Source organism: Roseomonas acroporae (assembly GCF_023223525.1).
In the GTDB taxonomy this organism is placed as follows: Bacteria; Pseudomonadota; Alphaproteobacteria; order Acetobacterales; family Acetobacteraceae; genus Roseomonas_E; species Roseomonas_E acroporae.
In genome coordinates, this window is record NZ_JALPRX010000218.1 from 1 (window position 1) to 1,320 (window position 1,320).

The 1,320-nt window shown below is 58.4% G+C and carries 2 protein-coding genes and 1 pseudogene; 2 read left to right on the forward strand and 1 reads right to left on the reverse strand.

Features of this window, described 5'->3' with window-relative positions; all coding sequences use genetic code 11:
* Window positions 1-62: 62 nt before the first annotated feature.
* Window positions 63-305: a hypothetical protein gene (locus M0638_RS28065; RefSeq protein WP_248670254.1), complete on the reverse strand. Its 243-nt coding sequence runs from the start codon at window positions 303-305 to the stop codon at window positions 63-65.
* A 373-nt stretch (window positions 306-678) separates the two neighbouring features.
* Here M0638_RS28065 and M0638_RS28070 point away from each other — a divergent pair, with 373 nt between their 5' ends.
* Together M0638_RS28070 and M0638_RS29340 are read left to right on the forward strand one after the other, a co-directional pair.
* Window positions 679-933: a hypothetical protein gene (locus tag M0638_RS28070; protein ID WP_248670255.1), complete on the forward strand. Its 255-nt coding sequence runs from the start codon at window positions 679-681 to the stop codon at window positions 931-933.
* A 158-nt stretch (window positions 934-1,091) separates the two neighbouring features.
* Window positions 1,092-1,268, forward strand: a pseudogene (locus tag M0638_RS29340) (IS256 family transposase); the annotation flags it as partial.
* Between the last annotated feature and the right edge of the window lie 52 nt (window positions 1,269-1,320).

Here is a 1,320-nt window from a genome sequence, read left to right on the forward strand (position 1 = left end):
CTAAATTGCCCGTCTGTTCGCGCGAGCTGGACACTCAACGCGCTTTCGTGTCGTGACCCCTTCTATGCTCCGCCATCCAGCTTCCGTAGGAGCCTCGGTACTGTTGCATCGACAGCCGCAGCCAGCATGGCACGAAGTTGCATGTCATCTACAGGAGCGGCGATCCAGCAAGGCGCCTGAATGAGCACGTCGAGCAACTCAGCATGCCCGCGGCGCAGCAACGATGCAGGATCGGGAGTAGTAAGCACCTGTTGGAGTAGGGCGCTTTCGACAAGGGATTGCAATTGGGTTTGGTCGATGCTCACCCGTGTCCCCTACTCCATGGGCAGCTCTCCTTTTTGCATCCAATGGTTGCGCAGGAGTTAATCGAGCTGCTGTCGCCTGCTTGAGATAGAGAAGGCTCATGTGGGCACTGCAGAGGTTGCCACACACGGCCCACGATCGCACGCGACCATTGATAGCAGGGCAAAAAATGTTGTTTGATATATAGTAGTTAGAAAGACACAAAAATGTACTATAGGTTGTGTCGTTTCTGCCACCGACGTGTGTTTTCGCTGCGATCTTCATGAAGTGGTTGCATTCCTGTGGTCTGCTTTGTTGCGTAGAGCAACGAGGTGCGATAGAAATGCGCCTCACGTTCGTGTGATTATAGAGCGCCGTCTCCTCCGGAGCAGACTGATGAATCCTGGTGTTGGTGCGCCCTCGGCCGCAGCGATGCTGGCCGGACTGCCCTCAACGACAGAACTTGATATCGTTGGTCAAGTCGAACGGCTTGCCGCGGCGTCCTACGATGCCGGCTTGGATGTCGCCGCTCGTACCCTGTTTGCCACTGCTGAGTTGCTTAGGGCACAACTCACGTCGTGCCATGGTGGACCAAATCAAATCAGCACAGTGCGCTCAGAAGTTCTGGACGAAGAATTCTCCTACGAGTGAGATCCTGGGCTCTGTCAGGGCTCGCGCCAGCCACTACCTGAGTTGGCCAACAGGGGCAGGCAGGTGCTGTCGCGGCTGTGGTGGGAAAAGGGGTGGCGTAGTCTCCGGCTTGTTCAACGAGCCATGACCGGCGCTGGCGCGCCGGTGGAGACCACGCCATGGATGAGAATAGCAGCAAGGTCGGTGCAGAGGAGGCGCTGTTCAGCGGAGAGGCCTAGTTCGACCCGCTGGAGGCGGAGATCCGGGGCCGGATCCGCGGGCTGATCGAGGAACTGGTCGAGCAGGAACTGGAAGCGGCGCTGGGCCGGGGCCGCTATGAGCGCCGCGGCAGCAGTCCGGCGGGGGCACAGTCAACTTGTTGAAGTTGATGCTGAGGTTGGGCCGAGT